Below are 23903 nucleotides of genomic sequence, written 5' to 3'. Positions count from 1 at the left end.
TACCTCGTTCGGCTTCAACATGAAGCTCCAGCCGGTGAGGTGACACGGTAGTATCCAGGTGCTGGTCCTTGAGAATCCAGGGCGCTTCAAGACCCAGGCCAAGGGTTAGAATCTGAGTGCCGTCCATGTCCTACCTCCTGTCATCGTGGAGGTCATATCCTGGCCTAGCTCAGGGGGTGAATTCCACACCCGACGTCGAAGAGCCCATTTCATACGGCGGGCTTCTAAAATCGGTTTGGCGGTACCTCAAGTATACCTGGCCGTTGTCTTCTGCCGGAGGCCCGCCGGCAGGGGTTAACCCACGCGCTTGACCCATTCGCTCACGTCATCGCCGCTGCCCATGCCGGGATCAATCAGGCCGTCGACCATAAAGGTGGGCGAGCCGTGGATGCCGTTCTGGCGTGAATATTTGGCGTGGCGTTTGATCTCGCGATCAAGGTCGGGGGTGTCAAACGCCGCGGTGAATGCCGCACCGCTGTATTCTTCCAGTCGCTGGAGAATCTCATCCGGCGTGGTGCGACGGTTGGCGCCCCGGCAGTGGTCTTCAAACACAAATTCTTCGCGATGCTGACCTACCGCATCCATAACCCGGTAGGCATTGCTTTTACCGCCCTCGAGCGTTGAGGCGGCAACGATTGCTCGGATAACAATGCCGGAATACAGGTGCCAGGGCTGGGAGTGCAGCCAGATTTGCACGCGGACGTTATCCTCGCCGGCCTGGCTAAGAAACTCGTCCAGCTTGTTGAAGGTCTTGACTGAAAAAGGGCAGGTCGGCTCCAGAAAAACCTCAAGCAGACGCGGGCCGTGGCCCCAGACGAGCGGATCGGCATGCCAACGATGCGCCATGGTAAACACTCCTTTTTGTCACGTACGAGCTGCAAAACGCCTGGTACAGGCGACTGTGCGCCCACCCTAGCATAGAGGCAGACAGGGAGCAGAGCCGCGTAGCAGGGTTGCCCAGCAAGGATGAAGCGCGGTGAATACCGGCTGGGCATCTGGCCATCCTTCGTTCCGCGACCCTACACGTTGGCGGTTCCACACAAGGGAGGTGGCGTTAGAGAGAGAAGCGGCGTTAGAGGGAGTTCCATACATGAGTGGATGGTCAGGCAGTAACTTGGTGCCGCTATCGACAAAAGGGCCAGAATGCCAGCAGGCCGTCGCACTGAAACTCCGCCTCGCAGGCCGCCAGCTGCCCCTGGTAGCGTGAGGCGGTGCGCGATACCTGGCGGGCTGCCCGCCGGACCGCCGGCTTGCCTCGATAGGAGCCGCGCTGATAGCCGCCCTGTCCTTCGTGATAGGCAAGGTAAAGGTGCTCGGGGTTGTGAAGGGATACCCCTGCCACGCGGTGCGTGCGGGCGTTATACCAGCCGATGAAGTCGGTGGCGTGCTTGATGTGGGTACGGCGCGCAAACAGGCGCCCGGCGTCGTCTTCGTATTCTTCCCAGACCGGGTCCTGGGCCTGGGCGTAGCCATAGGCCGAGGAGGGGCGCGTCCAGGGAATGAAGCCCAGCAGCCGGCGGCGGGGTGGCTTCACGTGGCTGCGGAAGCTGGATTCGCGCTGGATGAATGCCATCTGAGTGGCGATAGGCGTGCCCCACTTCTCCTGCGAGTCTTGTGCGTAGTCGTACCAGCCGGGCTGCTCGCGGAAGATTTCGCAAATATTCTCCTGGTTTGCGGGCGGCGACGGCGCCAGCATGGCGCACCCGGCGAGCATGGCGGCAAGGCTCAGCCCGCCCAGCGGCCGGAGCAACGGTGCCAGGCAACGGATGGATGTCACGGCCCTGGGATTCCTTGCGTTACGGTAGTCATCGTCAAGACAATTCCTGAGAAGTATCGCGAGCGTCTGAACGAAATGCGCGTTGCCGGTATTGAAGCACAGGGGTTCGAGAACCACGAACTTCCGTACCGGCATCCTGGGGGCGTACGTAAGGGTGACGCAGGGGGATGCTCAGCGCCGGGATGAAGGCCAGCGTCAGCCCTACAAGGGCGTAGATGCCCCAAGGGTGTAAACTCCAGTGAAGAAACGTCATCTCCATGGAAAACTGAGCGGTAGTAGCATCGCTGCTTAAATAAGGACGGAACGAGGCGTGAGAACAGCGTGGCTGCCGTGTCACCTTGCCAGCCAACAAAGATCAGTAGCAGGGCAATGACGGTGGCCGAGACGATAAACAGGCTCATTTTCCTGAGCGATGGCATAATGTCGGGCTTCCGTAACGTTATCGTGTTGTGCGCAAGGGTCGGCTGTTTTTAGAGAATGGAAATCCCGGCGCGGCAGGGACACTGTGTTATATTAGATTTATATAATATATTGATATGAGCGGCTAGTTTTGCTTTGCTGGCGTCGCTTAAGTGGAGCGCAAGCCTTGATAACCCCCATGCTGGTGGCAATGGCAGTATTCGTGACCAAGAGGTCGTGACATCGTAAAACTAACCGGAAGATGATGAGTGTATGGACACGCCTGGAAAAAATTCAGATGGTTGGATGATCAAGAAAGGAAACTGTAACCCGGCATGTGTTCAGAAACAGATCCGCTTTTAGCTGAAAACACGGAATCTGACATTTAACAGAAAGAGGTAACCCATGACCAAACGCGCCATTATCGTCGTAGACTTTCAGAACGAGTACCTTCCCACCGGTAAGCTACCGTTGGCCGGCTTGGAACAAGCGCTGACAAATGCCGCTCGCCTTATTGATACGGCGCGTACCGGGGGCGATAAGCTTTTTCATATTCGCCATGAGTTTGCCCAGCCCGACGCGCAGGTTTTTGTACCGGGAAGCGATGGCGTTGAGATTATTCCAGCCGTCGCGCCGGCCGAAGGCGAGCCGGTCGTCCTCAAGCATTCTCCCAATGCGTTTCGCGGCACGAATCTGCAGCAGCAGCTGGAGGAACAGGGTGTCGAGGAGCTGGTGATCATCGGTGCCATGAGCCATATGTGTGTGGAAGGGACCTCCCGCGCTGCCAGCGATCTTGGCTATGCCGTTACCGTGGTGCAGGATGCGTGCGCCACGATGGATCTTGAGTTTCAGGATACGAAAGTGCCGGCGGCCCAGGTGCACGCCACGGCAATGGCTGCGCTGGCGTTTGCCTATGCGACCATTGCCAGCACCGAGGCCTATTTGGCCGGCTGATGGGATAGTGATTCCCTGCCCTGTTACGAAAAGAAAACAGTGGGGTGCTGCGGTTCTGCTGTGATAAGCCCGTTTCTGCCCCTGGACAGGCGTCGATGGAGGTAATGTGGAAGTTCTGCTGATTGGAATGCTGCTGCTGACCGGGCTGGCGTTCGGTGTGCTGGGCAGCCGCTTTCTGCGTGTGCCTCGCGTGGTGGGTTATATATTCGCCGGCATCTTGTGGGCCCCTGACCTCCTTGGTGGGCCGCTGGGCGCAGAAACTACCGAATGGACCCGCTCTATTGTTGCCGTCACTCTTGGCATCATTGCTTATTTAATCGGCGGCGCGGCGACCGTCACGCAGCTTCGTCAGCTGGGCTGGGCCATTGTCACCGCGACGGTGGGTAAGGTTTCCGGTAGCTTTCTCGCGGTACTGGTGGGTTTTGCGCTGCTGGGCTCGGCCGTGGCCGATGTGCCCGGCTGGACGCTGGCGCTGCTACTTGCAGCGATTGCCACGACTACGGCGCCGGCCGCCATCGTTGCAATCATCCACCAGTATCGAGCTCGCGGCCCGCTGACTACCACACTGCTGGGCATGGTGGCGCTGGATGATGCGCTGGCGCTGGTGATTTTCTCGTTGGTATTGGCCGCCATGGACAGCACGGGCTTCGCCGCTGCGATTCCAGCCGTTATTTGGGAGATCGTCGCGGCCATCGGGTTTGGGGCGGCCGGCGGCTATGTGGTTGAGCGTACTGCACGTCATCTGCCCGAACCGGAACTGCAGCTGGTGGGGCTGCTGGGTGCCATCGTTCTGCTCACTGGGCTCGCCGACGCCTGGCATTTTTCGCCGCTGTTGGCCGCCATGGCGCTGGGTTTTTCCACTCGGTTTTTCGGCGGCGCCCATTCCGAACCGCTATTCCGTCCGCTGGAACAGCTTCAGGAAGTCGTATTTGTGCTGTTTTTCACCCTGGCCGGGCTGCATTTCGCGCCCGGCGTGGTGTTCAGCCATGCGGGGCTGGTCGTGCTGTATTTTGTGCTGCGAGCGGGCGGGCAGATCATCGGCGCGATGACCGGCGCGCGGCTTGCGGGGGCGCCGCGGGTTATCAGCCATAACGTGGGGCTGGTCATGTTGCCCCAGGGCGGGGTGGCCATCGGGATGGCGCTGCTGCTGACCGGGGTGCCACGTCTGGAGGCGTCTGCGCTGGTGATCGTCAATATCGTCACCGCCACCACGCTGCTGACCGAGACGCTGGGAGCGGTGGCCGTTCGCTTTGGGCTGGCGCGAGCCGGCGAGCTTGATCAGGCGGCGAAAATCAGCGAGACGGAGAACACAAGATGAAGACCAGCGAATGGATAGCTGCCTATCCGACCAGGGCGTTGACTATCACCGGTGAATGCCGGCTGCAGGAGGCGGCCCGTATGCTGCTGGATAATCCGGAACGGCGCGATCTCTTTGTCCTCGACGCCGAGGGGCGTGTCTGCGGGCACCTGGGCTTGTGGCATCTGTCCAGCTTGCTGCTGGCCAAGCTACGGCCCACGCATAGCCTGCGCGAACTGGTGGAGCGGATCACGCTGGGCAGTGTGGCCGAACACATGGACGGTCGTGTGATGTGCGCCGGAGCCGATGAGGATATCGACAACATTTTATATCAGCATGACCTCTTCCAGCAGCACGTAGAGCGCCGCGTCGAGGACATCCCGGTGGTAGACGTGCAGCACCGTCTGCTGGGCGTGATTCGTCTATCCGACCTGCTGCGCAACGCACTCGATACAGGAGCGTGATGCCGCGGCCTCTATGTAGCGATAGCAGAATTTGAGCCTGAGCCCCTTGGCTTCGGCGACCGGAATGTTTCGCCTGGCCAAAGCAAGATAAAGGCCATGGCGGTATTCATGGCCGGGAGGATTCGACGTCAGAACCGGAGGTCGAGAGGGACTTCTCCTGCTTGTTTGCCCTGGCGGAAGCGCTGATAAGCACCAGGCAAGCCAGTATCAGCCCGATGCCGGCCCAGCCCATCAGCGGTAGACGTTCGCCGACGATGACCACCGCCAGGCCTGCCGCCACCACGGGCTCAAACAGCGTTATCGTTGTGGCGGTGCTGGCAGCAATACGTGCCAGGCCGTGTCCGAAGCAGAGATATCCCAGGAACATCGGCACCAGAGCCATGTAGAGCCCCACCGCGGCATTGCCCCAGGAGGCGAGCAGCGGCGCCCCGGTTATCAAAAGGACTGGCATCAGCATCAGGCCGCCCAGCCCGAAGGTGGCCCCCATGGCAGCTCGGGAAGCAATGCCACGCTGCATGAGGTGGCGTGCCGTCCATGAATACAAGGCATAGGTAAGGCCGGCCAACAACCCCAGCAGCACGCCGGGGATCACACCCGATTCCGTTCCGGTCGGTACATGGCCGCTGCCTTCGGCCAGGCAGAGTAACGCCATACCGGCTAGCCCAAGCCCAGCGCCGGTTATCCAACGCCGGGTGAGCCGAAGCCCGTCCAGATGATACTCGATCAGCGCCGAGAGCAGCGGTGCCGAGCCGATGGAGACGACTGTACCAATGGTGACCCCGGCCAGGCGCATTGAGGCATAGAACGCCAGCGGATAAATCGCCACGCCCAGCGCGCCCAGCAGCAGGTACTGCCACTGCGCTCGCAGCAGTTCGGCATGGCGGTAGATCCGCCCGGCAGAGAGGGCGGCCTGCATGAGGCCACCGCCGCCCATGGCCACGGCACCGATGGCGACGGCGCTAACGCCTGGAGCGAAGGTCGCCGCGGTACCGGTGGTCCCCCATAGGATGGCGGCCACCAGAACGGCGGCAATGCCCAGTAGGTGATCGCTGGCTCGCTGATTCATCGCGTTGTCGTGGCTCAATGAAATCGGATACTCATATGGGTGGTAAGTTGGCCATCCCAAACGAGGTGTATGATGGCGCGGAAAACGTCGTTCCTTTTCCATGAAATTCAAGCAGGAAGCCGCAAGCCTAGTGCTGGAACAACCGCCGATCAACCAAATGGGGCTTTCCATGAGTAACCTTGGGGTCTTAAACACCTGGGTCGCCATAGGTCTCATGGAAAGCGATGGCATAAATCGTTGAGTGCAGGCAGCCGCGAGGGCGATTACTGGCCAAAGCGCTGCAGCTGCATTTCCTGCAAGCGGCTCAAGGTACGACGGAAGGGAAAGGCCAGCGCGCCGTCGCGGTAGAGCTCATTTAACGGCACGGCTGCCTCCAGATAAAGCGGTACACAGCGGTCATAACATTCATCAACCAGCGCAATAAAGCGGCGCACACCATCGTCCTGATGCGTTAGCGCCGGCAGCTGGCGATCTCCGGCTTCCACCTGCAACACGCCATCTTCGGTGCCACGAGCTATCGACTTTTGCTGGCCACTACCGGTCAGCCGAGGCACCTCACTTAAGAAAATATAGGAAAAGCGCTCACACAGCTCAATAAAATCCTGTGATGCCAGCTTTTGCTCGCATAGATCATCGTAACGGCACCACAGCGCATGTTGGCTGCGCTGCACGACCGTGATCTGACGGTGCCCAAGCAGCAAGGATTCACGATGAGGCCGCTCGTCTTTGCTGAGCTGTTTGGCAAAGGCGTTTTCCAGCGCCTTTGGCTCATTCACCCAATAGCGTTGCTGACGCTCCCCGGGATGCAGCCGGTGATCCTGGTCACCGTCAACGCTCACCACCTGCATATGGTGTTTAATGGCCGCAATGGCCGGCAATAGTCGTTCACGATTAAAGCCGTCTTTGTACAGTTCATCTGGCGGCTGGTTAGACGTGCTTACTATGACCAGACCTTGAGCCAGCAACTGCTGGAACAAGCCACCTAACAGCATGGCATCGCCGATATCGCTGACAAACAGCTCGTCCAGACAGAGTACACGCGCTTCAGACGCCAGCTCCTGCGCAAGCAGGTCCAGGGGAGATTTCTGCCCGGTTAGCTGAAACAGGCGCCGGTGTACCCAGCGCATGAAGCGGTGAAAATGCTGTCTGCGGGCCGGCACGGTTAACGCCCGGTGAAACTGATCCATTAACCAGGTTTTACCTCGCCCCACAGGCCCCCAGAGATACACACCCTGAATATCCGCCTGGCCCGCCTGCAGCTGTTCATGGCAGCGCTGCAAGCCAAGGACTGCCTCATGCTGAGCCGGGTCGTCCTTAAAGCCCAGGGCCAGTGCCTGCCGATAGGCTGAGTGAGGGGAGGGCGGTGTCGCCGTTGAGCTGAGAGGCCTCATATCACTATCGAGTCCCGCATGATGAAAAATCTGCCTGTTCACGAAAGAAAACTGAATCGCCCCGAGTATTGAGACAAAACGCGCGCAGCAGAGCGACGTTGCCAGAAACGCTGTCCGCTCGAGCTTGGGAGTCGCTGAGCTATTCTATTCCTTGGGCCACATCCCTGCAGACCTGCCTATCCATATCTATTTTCATTCTCTCTGCTTAAAAGCGGTTGAGCGGCACTTTCAAATACACCTGGCCGTTGTCTTCCGCCGGGGGCAGTTCGCCGGCGCGCATGTTCACCTGCACCGAGGGCAGTAGCAGCCGGGGCATGCCCAGGGTGGCGTCGCGCTCGGTGCGCATCTTGACGAACTCGGCCTCGCTTACGCCGTCATGCACGTGGACGTTATGGGCGCGCTGTTTGGCCACGCTGGTTTCGTGCTGGTAGGTGTCCCGGCCGGGCGCCTTGTAATCGTGGCAGAGAAACAGCCGCGTCTCGTCGGGCAGCGCCAGCACTTTCTGGATGGAGCGGTACAGCGCCTGAGCATCGCCGCCGGGGAAGTCGCAGCGGGCGGTGCCGTAGTCGGGCATGAACAGAGTATCGCCGACGAAGGCGGCATCGCCGATCACGTAGGTGAGACACGCCGGCGTATGGCCGGGGGTATAGAGTACCTGTCCTTCCAGCTCGCCGATGGCGAAGGTGTTGCCTTCCTCAAACAGGCGATCGAACTGGCTGCCGTCCCGGGCGAACTCGGTGCCGGCGTTGAACGCCTTGCCGAAGACGTCCTGAACCACGGTGATGTTGGCGCCGATGCCGGTCCAGCCGCCGAGCTGCTCGTGCAGATAGGGGGCGGCGGACAGGTGGTCGGCGTGAACGTGGGTTTCCAGCACCCATTCCACGCTTAGCCCCTCGGCGCGGATAAAGTCGATAATGGCGTCGGCCGAGCGCACGTCGGTGCGTCCGGCGGCGTAGTCGAAGTCGAGCACCGAGTCGATGATGGCGCAGGCCGTGCTTTTGGGGTCGCGCACCACGTAGCTGAAAGTGCTGGTGGCGTCGTCAAAAAACGCCGTCACCGTCGGGATGGATACGTCTTGAATCGGCATGGGAAAGGCCCTCCGTCAAAGAATGGGTCAGGAACCGGGGGAGGCGCAGAACTGCTCGTAGAGCGTTTCAATCACCGCCATGGCCCTGTCGTCCTTGATCCGATAATAAATCTGCTTGCCTTCCCGCCGCGTGGCGACCAGGTCTTCTCGCCTCAGTACGGCGAGCTGTTGGGAAAGCGTGGGCTGCTCAATGCCCAGCTCGCGCTCCAGGTCGCCGACGTTCATTTCGTCCTGGGAAAGCTGGCACAGCAGTATCAGGCGGTCGGTATTGGCCAGTGTCTTGAGCAGCTTTCTGGCTTCTCCGGCGCTCTCGCGCAGGCGAGATAGCTCAATGGGGGTAGCATCCGGCATGGCGCTTGGGTCTCAGTGTCCCGGGGGAGTTATTTAATAATAGCATATTATATATTTACTGAGAGTATTGAGCGCCCCGGCTAACCTATAAAAACCACGCCCCTCTAGCTTGCCGGAGGGGGTTGCTACCACACCAGAGAGAGCCACCATGAACATTCGCCATCCCTTCGCGCTGGGATTGGCTAGGTGCATGGTCGATATGTCTTCTCGACTGGCGCGCCAATAAATGTCGTGGGCCGGGGTCGTTCCGGCCGAACAGCCAGGTGAGTTATTCCACGATCATCACCGATTTGACGTTGACGAACTCCTTCATGCCAAAGCCGCCGTGCTCACGGCCGTAGCCGCTGTCCTTGACACCGCCGAAGGGCAGCTGGGGCTGGGCGATGCGGTAGCCGTTGACGTTGACCATGCCGGTATCGAAGAGGTTGCGGGCGATATGGATGGCGCGCTTCTCGTCCCTGGAGAAAATGCCGCCGCCGAGGCCGTAGCGCGAGTCGTTGGCGACACGAATGGCTTCATCTTCGTTTGCCACACGAATCAGTGACGCGACCGGGCCGAACAGCTCCTCGTCGTAGGCGGGCATGCCGGGCTTCACATCTTCCAGTACGGTACTGGGGTAGAAGTAACCCGGGCCGTCAGGGATTTCACCGCCGAACACGCAGGTCGCTCCAGCGTCAACGGAGCGCTTGACCAGGTCATGCAGGGTATCCCGCAAGTCGTCGCGTGCGATGGGGCCAAGCTGGGTGTTCTTGTCGGTTGGGTCACCGTATTCGATCTGGCGCATCTCCTCGACGAACTTGTCGCGGAACTGCTGATAGACGGAATCCACCACGATAAAGCGCTTGGCGGCGACGCAGGTTTCGCCGTTATTGAAGATCCGTGCCTGACTGCAGGTTTTGACTGCCAGATCGATATCCGCGTCATCCAGTACCAGGAAGGCGTCGTTGCTGCCCAGCTCCAGCACGGATTTCTTCAGGCACTCACCCGCCTTGGAAGCCACGGCGCTGCCGGCGCGGGGGCTGCCCGTCAGGGTCACGCCGCGCACGTATTCGTGCTCGATGAGCTGATTGACCTGGTCTGCGCCAATGAGCAGGTTGCGGAATACGTTCTTCGGCAGGCCGGCCTCAATGAAGACCTTCTCGATCTCCATCGCCGATCCCCAGACGTTGGGGGCGTGCTTCAGCAGCACGGTGTTGCCCGCCATGATGTTGGCAATGCTGTAGCGAATGACCTGATAGAACGGGAAGTTCCAGGGCTGGATACCCAAAATCACGCCCATTGGCTGATAGCTGACCAGCGCACGGCCGCCGTCGAGCTCGCGCTCTTCGTCCGCCAGTTCTTTCCCCGCGTTATCGGCGCTGTACTCGCAGATCGCGGCGCACAGCTCGATTTCAGCGCCGCCCTGAGCAATCGGCTTGCCCATTTCCCGGGTCATCAGCGCTACGTACTCATCCTTTTTCGCCCGCAGACGCTTGGCGATATTGCGCAGGATGTTGCCGCGCTCCTCAAGGCTGGTCGTGCGCCATTCGAGGAAGGCTTGGTGGGAGTCACGAACTGCTTGCAGTGCCTGGTCGTCGCTGATCAGCTCATAGGTGGCAATAACCTCGCCGGAGGCTGGGTTGATGGTCTGATGTGTCTTTGCCATGTTATTCATCCTTTTTGCAATGGTTCATAGAGCCCGTTTGGAACGGGGTTCTGACGTAGGCCTGTTCTCTCGATCCTCAGGACCTGACTGACGCCATGCTGACGATAAAGTGGTAACGGCAAGCATTATAAGAAGTACAGCCAGACAATGGGAGCAACGTTTCTACGGGGTTTTTGCATATTCCTACTAATTTAAGGCGCCTATGCGGATGATAAGGGGATAAATTGGCATAATCGTCCCGCCCTCGTATCAAGGAGTCCAGGATGTCCGCAAACTCACCGACCGATGTTCTCATCGAACTGATTGCCCCCTTGGTCGAGCGTGACGGTTACACCACGACGTTACTGCCATCGGTGACGCTGATGGCGCTACGCCGGCCCGTCCCACGAACACCGCTGATATACGAACCAAGCCTGAATATCGTCGCCCAGGGCTACAAGGTCGGCTACCTTGGCGATCGCGAGATCCACTACGGCCCAGGGCAATATCTGGTGCAGACGCTGCCGCTGCCGTTCGAGTGCGAAATCCATGCGTCGCTCGAATCACCGCTGTTGGGGGTGTCGATACGCCTTGATCCGGCGCTGCTGGGGGAGCTGGTGGCGGCCATGGGGGAAAGCGGTGTCCCGAATAAAGCCTCGCCCGAGCCCATGGCTTCAGTGTCGATGGACGAGCGCATGCAGGGTGCCGTGGTGCGGCTACTGCAAGCGCTGCATGACTCCGGCGAGTGTGCAGCCATGGGCTCGCTGCGGGTGCGCGACGTGGTGTTTGAGGCGTTGAAGGGGCAGCAGGGGGCGGCACTGCGTGCCCTGGTGCATCATCAGGGGCACTATTCGCAAATCGTCCGTGTACTGTCTTGTCTGCACGCTAGCTACGCGGAGGAAGTGTCGGTGGAGAGTCTGGCACGTCAGGCCAATATGAGTCCCTCTGCCTTCCATCAGCATTTCAAGCAGATCACCCAGGCCTCGCCGCTGCAATATCTCAAGCGGCTGCGCCTGATCAAGGCCCAGCAGCTGCTCGTTCAGGACACGCATAATGTCAATCAGATTGCCGAGGCCGTCGGCTACCGCAGCGCTTCCCAGTTCAGCCGTGACTACAAGCGCTGTTTCGGCAGCTCGCCTCTGCGGCATCGCAAGGAAGAACATGCCCTGCAAGCGCCATGAGCTGTACTGGCCAACAACACTTGGCCCCTACAAGCGGAAGTAGTCAGACATACCGACCACACCATGCCTTCTGTCAGCGTGGGGAGCGTATTCTGGCTCAGATCGCGGCGGTGAATGTTGCATTTAATGGGGTGATTTTTTCTTGCATACATACAGGGATGTATATATATTTAGCCGCCCAGTTATTAAGTTAGAAGTGACTAATGAAAGTAATGAAAAATAGCACCCAGCTGATGAGCTCCCTCGTAATGCCATTGGCAATGCTGGCAATGGCCGGCTCGGTTCAGGCCGCGGCAGCCTCCAATGAATGGTCGGTAGGGCTGGGAGTGGGTGCCGCCTGGTCGCCAGAATATCGCGGCGCCGATAGCCATGAGTGGGAAGCGCTGCCCTGGATTCAGGCGAGTAAAGGTCGCTTCTCTTTAGGCCCTGTTGAGGGGCTGAGCTATGACCTGCTGGCGGGGGAAAATTGGACGCTGGCATCCTCGCTGTCTTATGCCAGGGGGCGTGATAACACGGGCGCTCTGGATGATTTTGACGACGTGCATGGCAGCCTCATGGCCGGCTTTTTGGCCAGCTGGACGAATGGCCCCTGGCAGCTAAACAGTGATATCGCCGGGCCGGTAACCGGGGATCTTGAAGGGGTGCGGGCGCGTGGCTATCTGCGCTATCGAGGCCAGTTCACCAAGCGTCTGCGGTTTGCCGTTGGTCCGGGCGCTACCTGGGGTAATGGCCGTTGGAATCAGGCTCTATTCGATATTTCCGCCAGGGATGCCGCGAACTCTGGTTTAAAGCGTTATCACGCCGGGGGAGACTATGTCCAGGGCAGCATGAATGGCCGACTCACTTACTTACTGACTCGCAAACTGAGTGTCTCGGCCGTCACTCAGTACAGCCGTCTGTTGGGTGACGCTGCCGACAGCCCGATCGTCGATGACGTGGGTGATAATAACCAATGGCTTGGAAGTCTGGCGATTAACTATCAACTCTGATTGCCAGCCGGTATATGCTGTTTCGATAAGAAAATCATGCAGCGGCCAAGCGTTTTTGGTCGCTGCCTTTTGAGCATTTCGCCACACAGATACGCAAAGAGGACGCTGACATGTATGATCCGAAAAATTTTACCCTGGAGGGCCAGGTTGCCGTCGTTACCGGGGCTGGGGCCGGTATTGGCCGCGCTATTGCCGAAACCTTTGCCGCTGCCGGCGCCGCGGTCATGGTCAGTGACCTCAAGGCAGAGGCAGCACAGGAAGTTGCAGACGGCATCAAGACGCAGGGCGGCAGGGCCACCGGTATTGCCTGCGATATCACCAAGGAAGATGACCTGGCCGGACTGGTCGACAGCACGACAAGGGAATTTGGCAAGCTCACGACTCTCGTCGGCAACGCGGGCGGCGGCGGCCCAAAACCCTTTGATATGTCGATGGACGAATTTCGCTGGGCCTATGAGCTGAACGTGTTTTCGCTGTTTCGGCTGTCCCAGCTTGCCGCGCCCGAGATGGAAAAGGCCGGGGGCGGCTCGATCCTTGCCATCACCTCAATGTCGGCGGAAAACAAGAACCAGCGCATGGCGTCTTACGGCTCCTCCAAGGCGGCGACCAGCCATCTGGTGCGCAATATCGCGTTCGACCTGGGGCCGAAAGGCATCCGGGTGAACGGTGTCGCGCCCGGCGCCACGCGGACGGATGCGCTGAAATCCGTCCTGAACGACGAAATCGAGACAACGATGCTGGCGCACACGCCGATCAATCGCCTGGGCGAGCCCGGCGATATGGCTAACGCGGCGCTGTTTCTGTGTTCGCCCGCCGCGAGCTGGATCAGCGGTCAGATCCTGACCGTGTCGGGCGGCGGTGTGCAAGAGTTGGACTGACGATTCCCCCAATTTGCTACAGAAGATCGGCCTTGCCGCTGGCGGTTTCCCTGGCGGGTGGTCGCCCACCTGATAACGATCCGAGCAAGCGTCGTGTCTGAACAGAGCCGCATTGGATTGATACCGATGGATGGGAGAGGTTTTTGTATGTTCAGGAGATAGGCCAAACAGTATAACATGCGCTTCCATCATCTTAGGAGACTGACCATGACGCAACGGCATCGATACGCCCGTGCTTCTCTGTGGCAGGGGGCGGCTCTTGCTCTGCTGTGCCTGCCGGCTATGGCCCAGCAGGCGGATACTGCCGCCGGCCAGGACAGAGCCCAAGCCGGCTGGATGCAAGGCTTCCCGCCGCCGGAAAACCGCACCATTCGCTTCACCGACGACGACTACTTCGCCCCGCCCAAGATGGGATGGACGGTATGCCACTTCCGCGAGCTGATGCCCACCGCCGGCGTGGATAACGGCACCGACTGCGCGCGCAAGCTGCCCAAAAAGCTGGATGAAGGCATCGGTGAGGTCAGCTTCACCCCCACCGGCGGCGGCGAGTCGATGACCTTTGACGAGGCTTTTACCGTCAACCACAGCGACGGCGTGCTGGTGATGCACAAGGGCGAGGTGGTCTACGAGCGCTACGCCGGCTGCCTGGATGAAAATACTCTGCACGGCGTGATGTCAGTGACCAAGTCGATCACTGGGCTGATCGGCGAAACCCTGATCGCCGAGGGCAAGCTCGACGACAGCGCCGAGGTCAGCGAGATCATCCCCGAGCTTGAAGGCAGCGCCTTCGGCGATGCCACGGTGCGCCAGGTGATGGACATGACCACCGCGCTGGACTACTCCGAAGACTACTCCGACCCTGACGCCGACGTCTGGACCTACGCCAAAGCCGGCAGCCCCCTGCCGCCGCCGGACGACTACGACGGCCCGCGCAGCTACTTTGCCTTTCTGGAAACCGTGGATAAAGACGCCAACCAGGCCCACGGCGACGCCTTTGGCTACCGCACGGTCAACGCCGACGCGCTGGGCTGGCTGATTGCTCGCAGCACCGGGCAAAGCGTAGCCGACTGGCTGGCCGAGCGGGTGTGGTCAACGCTTGGCACCGAGCGCGAAGCTTTCTACACCGTGGACTCTATCGGCACGCCCTTCGCCGGCGGCGGCTTTAACGCCACCCTGCGCGACCTGGGCCGGCTGGGGCAGCTGGTGCTCAACGACGGCGAGCTTGACGGCGAGCAGATCATCCCCGCGGCGGCCATCGACAATATCCGTCAGGGCGGAGATCAAAAGGCCTTCGCCAAGGCCGGCTACGAAGGGCTTCCCGACTGGAGCTATCGCGGCATGTGGTGGGTAAGCCATGACGACCACGGCGCCTTTTCTGCCCGGGGCGTGCACGGCCAGACGATCTGGATAGATCCTAAGGCCGAGATGGTCATCGTGCGGCTGGCCTCGCACCCCAAGGCCGCCAACGCCGCCAGCGACCCTACTTCGCTCCCGGCCTACCGCGCCGTGAGCGAGTATTTGATGGATCAGCCGTAACGCTTGCTGTCGGCTTGGCGCAGTGCTGTTCCACAACTTTCCGCACACCAGGGCACACCAGTAAGGAGTTAAGATATGAAACGCTATGACTACGTGATCGCCGGGGGTGCGGTGTGAGCACCGAAGCTGCAGACCCTGAACGACCTCCGGAGCACGCAGACAAGACAGTCCTTCCACCGGTTAACTGGCCCGTGTTCATCTGGGCCGCCATCGGGTCGATCGCCATCACCCTGTGGGCGCTTATCACCCCCGAATCTGCCCAGGAGGCGCTCGGTGCCGTGGTGGGGTGGACCTCGGGCTGGTTCGGGTGGTTCTATGTCCTGCTCGCAGGCGGGGTGCTTACCTTCGTGATCTACCTTGCCTTCTCCCGTTTTGGCAACACCAAACTCGGGCCGGAAAACTCCAAACCCGAGTTCTCCACCATCGCGTGGGCATCCATGCTGTTCGCCGCCGGCATCGGTACCGACCTGATGTTCTTCGCCGTCGCCGAACCCGTTACCCAGTACCTGCACCCGCCCTCGGGCGCAGCGGAAACGGTCGACGCCGCCCGTCAGGCCACCGTGTGGACCCTGTTCCACTACGGGCTCTCCGGGTGGGGAATGTACGCCCTGATGGGGATGGCCCTGGCGTATTTCGCCTACCGGATGAAACTGCCCCTCGCCGTCCGCTCCGCGCTCGCCCCGATCTTTGGCAGTCGCATCCACGGCCCCCTGGGGGACACCGTGGACTTTGCCGCACTTCTGGGCACCATCTTCGGGGTGGCCACCTCGCTGGGGATCGGCGTGGTGATGGTCAACGTGGGGCTCGCCACCGTGCTTGGGGTGCCGGTAAGTACCGCTACCCAGGTGGCGATCGTCGTCATGGGAGTGGGTGTCGCCATCCTCTCGGCAGTATCCGGGGTCGATAAAGGCATCAAGTTCCTCTCGCTGATGAACGTGTTCTTCGCGATCGCTCTGAGCCTATGGGTCCTTGTCACCGGGAAGACCCAGTACCTGCTGGACGGACTGGTGCTGAACATTGGGGACTTCGTCAACATGTTCCCGGACATGGTCCTGCAGACCTTCGCCTTCGAGGACACCGGTACCTGGATGAGCGACTGGACGCTGTTCTTCTGGGCCTGGTGGGTCGCGTGGGCCTCCTTTGTCGGCATGTTCCTCGCCCGGATTTCCCGGGGTCGCACGATTCGCCAGTTCGTCACCGGTACGCTGACCATTCCGTTCGTGTACATCCTCATGTGGATCTCCATCTACGGCAACTCCGCCCTGGACATCATCCGCAGCGGGGACGCCGCGTTCGGTGCCAATACCGTACTTAATCCCGAAAGCGGGTTCTACGAACTGCTCTCGCACTACCCTGCGTTCATGTTCATCGCTGGGCTTGCGACACTGACTGCGCTGCTGTTCTACGTCACCAGCGCCGACTCTGCTGCCCTGGTCATGGCGAACCTCTCCTCCCGCCTGCCTACCCCGCAGCACGACGGACGGCCTGCACTGCGGATCTTCTGGGCGATTGCCACCGGCGCGCTTACGATCGCGATGCTCATTGTGGGCGGGATCGGCGCATTGCAAAGTGCCACGGTCATCATGGGGCTGCCGTTTTCCTTCGTCATGATCCTGGTGATGGTCAGCCTGTACCGGTCGCTACGGGTGGAAGCCCGGCGTCTGGACAGCAGGGAGCAGGCAATGCCCGTGGCGGGGCGCGCCGCCCGTGGGGGGGAGGTACGCTGGCAGCATCGCCTGGGGCGGATGCTCACCTTCCCCAACGCAGGGCGAGCCCGGGAGTTCGAAGAAAAGGTTCTTCTGCCCACCCTCGGAGAAATCGTCGATGAACTCGCCGGGCGGGGGATCACCGCCACCTGTGAAAAGCACCTTGACGAGGAAGGGGAGAGATATATCGAACTCGAGGTAGACCCCTCCTCCGAACACCCCTTCCACTACCAGGTGTTCCGCAAGGAAGCACCGATACCGCATTTCGGCGGGCGCCCAACCCAGGTGGCAGACAAGTTCGTGCGCATGGAGGTTTATCTCGACGTCGCCGCCTCACAAGGTTACGACATCATGGGCTACACCAAGGGACAGCTGCTGGACAACGTGCTGGATCAGTACGAACGCCATCTGGAATTCCTGCAGATGCAGGAGTTTGTGCTCAATGCTCAGGAGGCGAGCTGACGTGTGACGTGAGCGCGCGAGTGAATGCGCAGACCTGACCATGGTAGGGAGGCCTGCAGGCCTCCCTATTGATCTACCCGGCACTGGTGCGCACCAATGCCGAGTAGATCACTTTTGAAAGCAGGGCAACATTCGGAAATCAGTCACCACCTGGGCACAGAGTGGGCACCGTTTGGGCACAGGCATAAAAAAAGGACCTACGCGTTAACGTAGGTCCTTGAAAAAACTGGTGCGCCCAGCAGGATTCGAACCTGCGACCCTCGGCTTCGGAGGCCGATACTCTATCCAGCTGAGCTATGGGCGCTTGATGGGTGCGTATCCTAACGGCCTCGTCGCCGTGTGTCCAGCGGTTATCGCCGGTTCAACAGCGCGTGGCCTGAAAAAATATTCTGCCCCCTACACAACATCGGCGTGGCGAGTCACCAGAGCTTATGCTCCAGCGCCGTCGTAGCACCCGGCAACAAAAAAGCGCCCGTAGGCGCTTGATTGTCTTGCTTGTTTGGTGGAGGCGGCGGGAATTGAACCCGCGTCCGCCGACACTCGCCCATTGGCTCTACATGCTTAGATTTCGTCTTTTGTTTTAGCGCGACTGACTCCGACGATCAGGATCCAGTCACGCGAGCCTTCAAAGGTTTAACAGTTGACGTGAAGACGCCGCCAACTGCGATCCTGTCAGTTTTAGCTCGTATCTCCGCAGCCATGAACAGGCACATGGCCTTGGAGCCGGACAAGAAGCTAGCAGTTTTTACGCTGCCAGCGCGCCCTGAGCATAGTTTTCGTCGTTTGCGACTATTTTTCGTGATGTTGGATTTACGAGATACATCACGCTCTCGGCATGCACCGCAGGGTTTGTCATCGGCGTCGAGACCATGTCGCCCCCTTAGCGTGTAAGCATTCTAACGTGCTCACCTTTCATTGACCAGCTATTCTTTGTTTTGTTCCCGCATGATACGACCTTTCTGCCGCTGCCAGTCGCGGGCTTTTTCGGTGGCGCGTTTGTCGTGCTGCTTCTTGCCGCTGACCAGGGCCAGCTCGCACTTCACCAGGTTGCGTTTCCAGTACAGTTTGAGCGGTACGCAGGTGTGTCCCTTGTCCTGGGTCCGGGAAAATATCTTGGCAATTTCCCTGCGATGCAAAAGCAGCTTGCGGGTGCGGGTAGGGTCGGCAGTCTCATGGGTGCTAATAGTGTCCAGCGGCATGATGTGGCTGCCCAGCAGCCAGGCTTCACCCCGACGCACCAGAATGTAGGTATCGGTAAGCTGGGCCTTGCCTGCACGCAGGCTTTTGACCTCCCAGCCGGCAAGCGCAAGCCCGGCTTCAAAGGTCTCGTTGATGTGGTATTCAAAGCGCGCCTTTTTATTCTGGGCAATAACGCTGCTGCCCGGCCCTTTCTTGGTTTTTCCCTTCTTTGTGGCCATATCACCTCGTCATTGATCTGTGGGTTGCCCTTCGTGAATGGAAAAGGCGTGGTACCATTCATGGAAAATTGCCCCAATGATACGCCTTGGGCACTATGAAGTCAGCGGAGAGGTCAATGCCAACCGTGAATCGTTCCGCCCTGGTGCGGCATACTCCCCAGCAAATGTTTGAGCTGGTGAACGACTTTGAGCAATACCCGCAGTTTTTACCCGGCTGCCGTCGTGCCCGGCTGCTGGAGCGTGACGAAACCCACCTAGTGGGGGAAATGACGCTTGGGCGTGCCGGCGTCGAGCAGACCATCACCACGCGCAATGACCTTTATACGCCCGAGCGAATTGAGATGTCGCTGGTAAAAGGGCCGTTCAAGCGTCTCAAAGGGCGCTGGCTGTTCATCCCCGTGGACGATACAACGTGCCGGGTCAGTCTGGAGATGGAGTTCGAGTTTGCCAACCGTCTGCTGAGCATGGCGTTTGGCAAGCTGTTTGAGCAGATTGCCGTCCAGCTGGTGGATTCCTTTACTCGCCGTGCCGATGAGCTGTATGGCCGCTGACAAGGAGGGAAGCTTGAGTACAGCGGGTGGTTCGTTGAGCGTTGAGGTGACGTTTGCTCTGCCGGACAAGCAGCGCCTGATTAGCCTTGAGGTTACGCCGGGCACGTCCGCCGCCCAGGCGGTTGCCCGGGCGGATCTGCCTGGCCTGTTTCCGGAAGTCCCCGCCGAGACGTTTCAGCGGCCGGATATGGGTATTTTCGGCAGGGCACTGCGCGAGCCGGCTAACTACCGGCTGCGCGAGGGCGATCGCGTTGAGGTCTACCGGCCTCTGGTGATTGACCCCAAGGCTGCTCGGCTGGCTCGGGCCAAGCGCCAGCAACGTTGAGCTAGCGTCGCGGCGTGCTGGCAGGGCCGGCATCCGGCGCCGAGACTCCGGTGCTTTCTTCGGGCATCGCCTCGAGGGGATCAGCGCCTTCACTGGCACCGGGCGCAGTGTTGATATCAAGCGGCAGGTCCTTGGCGATATTGCCCTCCTTTTCGATGTTGACCAGCTGTCCGGCGTCATCAAAGGTGAGCGTGAGACGCCGAGTTTCAACGTCGCTATAGGCCTTGTCCAACTGGAAGACATAGTCCCATTCGTGGGCGTCAAACGGGGCTTCCAGCAGAGGGCGTCCCATGATGCGGGTGACCTGGCGCTGGCTCATGCCGGGACGCAGCTGCTGGGCCATTTCCTGGGTGATCAGATTGCCCTGGGGGATATCGCGCTTGTACACACCAAAGGTGCTGCAACCGCTGACGGTGGCCAAGGTAACGGAAAGAGCGATGATTCTCGTCAGTTTTTGCATTTGCGCCTGTTCTTCACTATCGTGGTTTTGGTCGATCATACCCGACCTAACCTGTTACTGCGAAGAGTGACCATGGCCGATCAGAATCATGAGCTGCGTAAAGCCGGGTTAAAAGTGACCCTGCCGCGGGTAAAAATCCTGCAGATTCTCGAACACGCTTCGGGAAAGGATCACCTGAGCGCCGAAGAAGTTTACAAGACCCTGATTGATGCGGGTGAGGATGTGGGGTTGGCCACCGTATACCGGGTGTTGACTCAGTTCGAGTCAGCCGGCCTTGTGATACGGCATAATTTCGACGGCGGGCATGCGCTGTTCGAGATGGCCCAGGAAGAACACCATGACCACATCGTTTGCCTGGAAAGCGGGGAAATTTTCGAGTTTGTGGATAAAGTTATTGAGCGTCGCCAGCAGGAGATCGCCGAGGAGCACGATTTCGAGCTCGTCGATCATGCGCTTGTGCTGTACGTACGCCCACGCAATTCAGAATCGTCTCATCGAGAAGGCAGCGCACAGCCCAAGGGCGTTGCGCCCAAAAAGTAGCGCAAGCGCCTCAGCTGATTGCATCACGACGGCAGGCCAATGGCCTGCCGTTTTTCTGTGTTACAGCTTTTGTGCGCTCACGGCTTCCCAGAGGGCCTGCAGGCGCGGGCGCTTCAGGCGTCGGCGAAGCACGCAAAGTCCAACGTCGTAATGGGGGAGTTCGGGCTTGACGTTGAGGATCTGGACGCGGGCCGCCAGGGGGCTGTTATCCAGCACGATCTGCGGTACCACGCCTACGCCAAACCCCAGGCCGACCATGCTGACAATCGCCTCGTGCCCGGCTACCTGGGCGTAAATGTGTGGTGAAACGCCCAGTGCCTTGAACCAGGTGTCGGCGTATTCCCGCGACAAACCGGCTTCGGAAAGGATCATGGGCACAGTGCGCCACTGCTCGGGAGTTGAGCTGTCCGGGGCCTGTGGGAGCCAGCCTAGCGGCGCGTTGGGGGCAATGAAAACCAGCGGTGAGCGGGTTAGCGACTTGAATGCCAGCGCCTGCGGGGGCGTGCGCGGTCTCGGCGTGATTGCCATGTCGTCGTCGCCGGCAAGAACTCGGCTCATGGCATCCGCCGGATCTCCCGTACGCAGCTTGAGCTCGATGCCCGGGTGTTGGGCGCGAAAGTCGCTGAGCAGCGCGTAGAGAAAGCTGTAGCTTGCGGTCACCGAGCAGTAAATACTGATGGTGCCGGTCAGCTGGGTGGCATCATCGGCCAGGGTGCGTCTGATATTTTCCCATTGCTCAAGAGTGTCGCGCGCATAGCGCTGGAACATGAGTCCCTGCCGGGTCAGCGTTACGTGGCGGTTATCGCGCTCAAAAAGCGTAGCGGAGAGCGTCTCTTCGAGCTGTTGAATCGCGCGGCTGAGCGTCGACGGGCTGATATGGCAAAGCTCGCTGGCGCGACCAAAGTGCAGAGTGTCAGCCAGGGTCATAAAGTAATGAAGCGAGCGGAAGTCCATGGCGTCTCCGTTGTTGCAATATTTGCAATGTTGTATTGCAAATATAGCGTTTTACGCAATAAGCAGGATGGCGTAAAGTTTGTTCATGCCGCCGTGCGCATGTCGTAGCGTCTGCGCTGCTGAGGGTGGCTTCTGGCGCCGACGCTGCCCGTTTCGCCGGCACTTATTCTGTCCGTTCTGTTTCTATCTGCACCGTTCTGGAGCTTTAGCTATGCGCGTTTATTATGATAAAGACTGCGATTTGTCCCTGATCCAGGCCAAGAAGGTTGTGATTGTCGGCTATGGCTCCCAGGGTCACGCTCATGCCAACAACCTGAAGGAATCCGGCGTGGATGTCACCGTGGCGCTGCGTGAGGGCTCTTCTTCTGCCGCCAAGGCTGAGGCCGCAGGGCTGAAAGTGGCAACCGTGGCCGAGGCGTGCAAGACCGCAGACGTGGTCATGATGCTGGCGCCGGATGAGAACCAGAAAGCCATTTACGAAAACGAGATGGCGCCTAACCTGAAAGAAGGGGCGACACTCGCTTTTGCCCACGGGTTTAACGTTCACTATAACCAGATTGAAGCGCGCAAGGATCTTGATGTGGTCATGATTGCGCCCAAGGCCCCGGGGCATACCGTGCGTAGCGAGTTTGTCCGCGGTGGCGGTATCCCCGACCTGGTTGCGATCCACCAGAACGCATCGGGCAGTGCCAAGGAGCTCTCGCTGTCCTACGCCGCAGGTATTGGTGGTGGCCGCAGCGGCATCATCGAGACCACCTTCCAGGACGAGACCGAAACTGACCTGTTCGGCGAGCAAGCCGTACTTTGCGGCGGTACCGTTGAGCTGGTGCGAGCCGGTTTCGAGACGCTGACCGAAGCCGGCTACGCGCCGGAAATGGCCTACTTCGAGTGCCTCCATGAGCTCAAGCTGATCGTTGACCTGATGTATGAAGGCGGCGTTGCCAACATGAACTACTCCATCTCCAACAACGCGGAGTACGGTGAGTACGTAACTGGCCCGAAGATCATCAACGAGCAGTCCCGGGCGGCCATGCGCAGCGCCTTGAAGGATATTCAGACGGGCGAATACGCCAAGATGTTCATCAACGAAGGCGAGACCAACTATCCGTCGATGACCGCCCGTCGCCGTCTCAATGCCGAGCACGAGATGGAGACAGTCGGGGCTAAGCTGCGCGGCATGATGCCCTGGATCGCAGCAAACCAGCTGGTCGACAAAGAGAAGAACTAAGCGGCCAATGCTCTTTAACAGAGCAGCCAGGCGCTGCTCTGTTCTGCCTATCAAAGCGCGCACGATGCCAATCGTGCGCGCTTTTTGCGTTTTATCAACTGCGCGTTGAAGCCCTTTCGGTGGTGGTTGTGGCGCCACCATGTAAAATGCAGGGCGTAGCGCAACAAATTTGCGTTTAGGCCGTGACCCCGTGAATCGGAATACCATCCATGACGCAAGGTAACTGCTATGACTCAGGATAATCGTGACGCATCGTCATCCCCGGCATCGTCGCATGACGAACAGGCGGATACCCGCCGCAATGAAGATATGGCAGCCACTTTCATGCGCGAGACAGAGGTGGTCGAAGAGTCCATGGTCGAGGGTGAAAAGGTGCGTCGTAAGGGGATATATCTGCTGCCCAATCTCTTTACCACATCGGCGCTGTTTTCCGGATTTTTTGCCGTTGTGGCCGGTATTAATGGGGATTTTTCCGCAGCGGCCATCGCTATTTTCATTGCCATGGTGCTGGACGGGCTGGACGGGCGCGTGGCGCGTATGACGAATACGCAAAGTGAGTTTGGTGCGGAATATGACAGCCTGGCCGATATGCTCTCGTTCGGCATGGCACCGGCGCTGGTAGCGTTCACCTGGATTCTGCAGGATATCGGGAAGCCCGGCTGGATCGTGGCGTTTCTCTACGTAGCCTGTGCTGCCTTGCGGCTGGCACGCTTCAACGTCCAGATCGGCAGCGTGGATAAGAAGTGGTTTATCGGTTTACCCAGCCCCTCGGCTGCGGCACTGGTGGCGGCAAGCGTGTGGACCTTCAACAGCTTCGAGGCCAACGAATTCGGCTTCAAGCTGCTGATGCTTGGCGTGGTCGCTGCAGCCGGCATCTTGATGGTGAGCAATATTCGCTATTACAGCTTCAAGGATGTCGACTTCAAGAAGCCGGTGCCGTTTGTCGTGCTGCTGGCCGTCGTGCTGGGGTTTGTGATGATTTCCGTCGAGCCCTCGGCCATGCTGCTGCTGCTCTTTGGTACCTACGTGATTTCGGGGCCGCTGCAGGCCGTGTTACGCAAGATCAAACCCCGGCATTAATTTATTGGCTGAACCCCTTGCCAAACACCCTGTCAGATCCTATAGTACGCATCCGCTGCCGGCGACGCCAAGCGTCACCGGCGGTGAAGGGGCCCGAAAAGGCCTTGTTTGTCAGCAGGTTAGCGATCGGCAGAAATGTATTATTGCCGAAGCCGAATGGCTAAAGAAAGCATTCAGCCGTTGAC

Annotated in this window: 24 protein-coding genes, 1 tRNA gene, 1 other RNA gene and 1 pseudogene; 13 read left to right on the top strand and 14 right to left on the bottom strand. The window is 59.6% G+C overall.

What is annotated here, in order from left to right; genetic code table 11:
* The 4 genes and pseudogenes from RS027_RS13540 to RS027_RS13520 all read right to left on the bottom strand — a co-directional run.
* Positions 1-127 (bottom strand): annotated as a pseudogene (locus tag RS027_RS13540) (ISL3 family transposase); the annotation flags it as partial.
* A gap of 167 nt (positions 128-294) precedes the next feature.
* On the bottom strand, positions 295-846 hold the full coding sequence (locus RS027_RS11885; protein WP_311957206.1) for a DsbA family protein: 552 nt from the start codon (positions 844-846) through the stop codon (positions 295-297).
* A 277-nt stretch (positions 847-1123) separates the two neighbouring features.
* Entirely contained in the window at positions 1124-1777 is a 654-nt protein-coding gene (locus RS027_RS11880) for a transglycosylase SLT domain-containing protein (RefSeq protein WP_376717597.1), read from the bottom strand.
* Between the two features lie 34 nt (positions 1778-1811).
* Positions 1812-2114, bottom strand: coding sequence for a BCCT family transporter (locus RS027_RS13520; protein WP_376717598.1), 303 nt, complete (start codon positions 2112-2114; stop codon positions 1812-1814).
* Between the two features lie 467 nt (positions 2115-2581).
* Between RS027_RS13520 and RS027_RS11875 the strand changes: the two genes are divergently transcribed.
* The 3 genes from RS027_RS11875 to RS027_RS11865 all read left to right on the top strand — a co-directional run bounded on the left by RS027_RS11875 (position 2582) and on the right by RS027_RS11865 (position 4891).
* Positions 2582-3130, top strand: coding sequence for a cysteine hydrolase family protein (locus RS027_RS11875; RefSeq protein WP_311957204.1), 549 nt, complete (start codon positions 2582-2584; stop codon positions 3128-3130).
* 127 nt (positions 3131-3257) lie between these two features.
* Positions 3258-4448, top strand: coding sequence for a cation:proton antiporter (locus tag RS027_RS11870; RefSeq protein ID WP_311957203.1), 1191 nt, complete (start codon positions 3258-3260; stop codon positions 4446-4448).
* Positions 4445-4891 carry a CBS domain-containing protein gene (locus RS027_RS11865; protein ID WP_311957201.1) on the top strand — a complete coding sequence of 149 codons (447 nt, stop codon included), beginning with the start codon at positions 4445-4447 and terminating at the stop codon, positions 4889-4891. Before RS027_RS11870 ends, RS027_RS11865 begins: the two co-directional genes overlap by 4 nt.
* Positions 4892-4997: 106 nt before the next feature.
* Here the strand turns inward: RS027_RS11865 and RS027_RS11860 are convergent, their stop codons facing one another.
* From RS027_RS11860 to RS027_RS11840, 5 genes are all read right to left on the bottom strand, one after another.
* Positions 4998-5957, bottom strand: a complete 960-nt coding sequence (locus RS027_RS11860) for a DMT family transporter (protein ID WP_311957199.1) — start codon at positions 5955-5957, stop codon at positions 4998-5000.
* A 263-nt stretch (positions 5958-6220) separates the two neighbouring features.
* Positions 6221-7348 (bottom strand): cell division protein ZapE, encoded by a 1128-nt coding sequence (zapE, locus tag RS027_RS11855; protein ID WP_311957207.1) that lies wholly within the window; start codon positions 7346-7348, stop codon positions 6221-6223.
* A gap of 205 nt (positions 7349-7553) precedes the next feature.
* Positions 7554-8435: an MBL fold metallo-hydrolase gene (locus RS027_RS11850; protein WP_311957198.1), complete on the bottom strand. Its 882-nt coding sequence runs from the start codon at positions 8433-8435 to the stop codon at positions 7554-7556.
* Between the two features lie 27 nt (positions 8436-8462).
* Positions 8463-8786, bottom strand: a complete 324-nt coding sequence (locus tag RS027_RS11845; RefSeq protein ID WP_311957196.1) for an ArsR/SmtB family transcription factor — start codon at positions 8784-8786, stop codon at positions 8463-8465.
* A 268-nt stretch (positions 8787-9054) separates the two neighbouring features.
* A complete protein-coding gene (locus tag RS027_RS11840; RefSeq protein ID WP_311957194.1) occupies positions 9055-10431 on the bottom strand; it encodes an NAD-dependent succinate-semialdehyde dehydrogenase in 1377 nt (458 codons plus the stop codon).
* A 263-nt stretch (positions 10432-10694) separates the two neighbouring features.
* On the opposite strand from RS027_RS11840, the gene RS027_RS11835 reads away from it, so the two are divergent.
* From RS027_RS11835 to betT, 5 genes are all read left to right on the top strand, one after another.
* Positions 10695-11591 carry an AraC family transcriptional regulator gene (locus tag RS027_RS11835; protein ID WP_311957192.1) on the top strand — a complete coding sequence of 299 codons (897 nt, stop codon included), beginning with the start codon at positions 10695-10697 and terminating at the stop codon, positions 11589-11591.
* A gap of 212 nt (positions 11592-11803) precedes the next feature.
* Complete coding sequence (locus RS027_RS11830) at positions 11804-12580, top strand: MipA/OmpV family protein (RefSeq protein WP_311957189.1); 777 nt, start codon at positions 11804-11806, stop codon at positions 12578-12580.
* A gap of 110 nt (positions 12581-12690) precedes the next feature.
* Positions 12691-13458, top strand: coding sequence for a 7-alpha-hydroxysteroid dehydrogenase (gene hdhA, locus RS027_RS11825; protein WP_311957186.1), 768 nt, complete (start codon positions 12691-12693; stop codon positions 13456-13458).
* 207 nt (positions 13459-13665) lie between these two features.
* Entirely contained in the window at positions 13666-14994 is a 1329-nt protein-coding gene (locus tag RS027_RS11820; RefSeq protein ID WP_311957183.1) for a serine hydrolase domain-containing protein, read from the top strand.
* Positions 14995-15107: 113 nt separating this feature from the next.
* Complete coding sequence (betT, locus tag RS027_RS11815; protein ID WP_311957182.1) at positions 15108-17162, top strand: choline BCCT transporter BetT; 2055 nt, start codon at positions 15108-15110, stop codon at positions 17160-17162.
* Positions 17163-17389: 227 nt separating this feature from the next.
* On the opposite strand, the gene RS027_RS11810 is transcribed toward betT, so the two are convergent.
* The 3 genes from RS027_RS11810 to smpB form a co-directional block, all read right to left on the bottom strand.
* Positions 17390-17466 (bottom strand) — tRNA-Arg (locus RS027_RS11810).
* A gap of 196 nt (positions 17467-17662) precedes the next feature.
* Positions 17663-18042: a transfer-messenger RNA gene (gene ssrA, locus RS027_RS11805) on the bottom strand.
* Between the two features lie 43 nt (positions 18043-18085).
* Positions 18086-18580, bottom strand: a complete 495-nt coding sequence (gene smpB / locus RS027_RS11800; RefSeq protein ID WP_311957179.1) for an SsrA-binding protein SmpB — start codon at positions 18578-18580, stop codon at positions 18086-18088.
* Positions 18581-18696: 116 nt separating this feature from the next.
* Here smpB and RS027_RS11795 point away from each other — a divergent pair, with 116 nt between their 5' ends.
* Both RS027_RS11795 and RS027_RS11790 read left to right on the top strand, forming a co-directional pair.
* Positions 18697-19131, top strand: coding sequence for a type II toxin-antitoxin system RatA family toxin (locus RS027_RS11795; protein ID WP_311957176.1), 435 nt, complete (start codon positions 18697-18699; stop codon positions 19129-19131).
* 13 nt (positions 19132-19144) lie between these two features.
* Positions 19145-19456, top strand: coding sequence for an RnfH family protein (locus RS027_RS11790; RefSeq protein ID WP_311957174.1), 312 nt, complete (start codon positions 19145-19147; stop codon positions 19454-19456).
* Position 19457: 1 nt separating this feature from the next.
* On the opposite strand, the gene RS027_RS11785 is transcribed toward RS027_RS11790, so the two are convergent.
* A complete protein-coding gene (locus RS027_RS11785) occupies positions 19458-19955 on the bottom strand; it encodes an outer membrane protein assembly factor BamE (RefSeq protein ID WP_311957172.1) in 498 nt (165 codons plus the stop codon).
* A 33-nt stretch (positions 19956-19988) separates the two neighbouring features.
* On the opposite strand from RS027_RS11785, the gene fur reads away from it, so the two are divergent.
* Positions 19989-20456, top strand: coding sequence for a ferric iron uptake transcriptional regulator (gene fur, locus RS027_RS11780; protein ID WP_311957169.1), 468 nt, complete (start codon positions 19989-19991; stop codon positions 20454-20456).
* Positions 20457-20516: 60 nt separating this feature from the next.
* On the opposite strand, the gene ilvY is transcribed toward fur, so the two are convergent.
* Positions 20517-21410: an HTH-type transcriptional activator IlvY gene (ilvY, locus tag RS027_RS11775; RefSeq protein ID WP_311957166.1), complete on the bottom strand. Its 894-nt coding sequence runs from the start codon at positions 21408-21410 to the stop codon at positions 20517-20519.
* Between the two features lie 211 nt (positions 21411-21621).
* Between ilvY and ilvC the strand changes: the two genes are divergently transcribed.
* Together ilvC and pssA are read left to right on the top strand one after the other, a co-directional pair.
* Positions 21622-22638, top strand: coding sequence for a ketol-acid reductoisomerase (ilvC, locus tag RS027_RS11770; RefSeq protein ID WP_311957164.1), 1017 nt, complete (start codon positions 21622-21624; stop codon positions 22636-22638).
* Between the two features lie 228 nt (positions 22639-22866).
* Positions 22867-23718 (top strand): CDP-diacylglycerol--serine O-phosphatidyltransferase, encoded by an 852-nt coding sequence (pssA, locus tag RS027_RS11765; RefSeq protein ID WP_311957162.1) that lies wholly within the window; start codon positions 22867-22869, stop codon positions 23716-23718.
* The last annotated feature ends 185 nt before the right edge of the window (positions 23719-23903 follow it).

This window comes from Halomonas garicola, assembly GCF_031935715.1.
Classification (GTDB): domain Bacteria; phylum Pseudomonadota; class Gammaproteobacteria; order Pseudomonadales; family Halomonadaceae; genus Vreelandella; species Vreelandella garicola.
The sequence above is the reverse complement of the archived record's forward strand: the minus strand, read 5'-3'. Positions and strand labels throughout refer to the sequence as shown.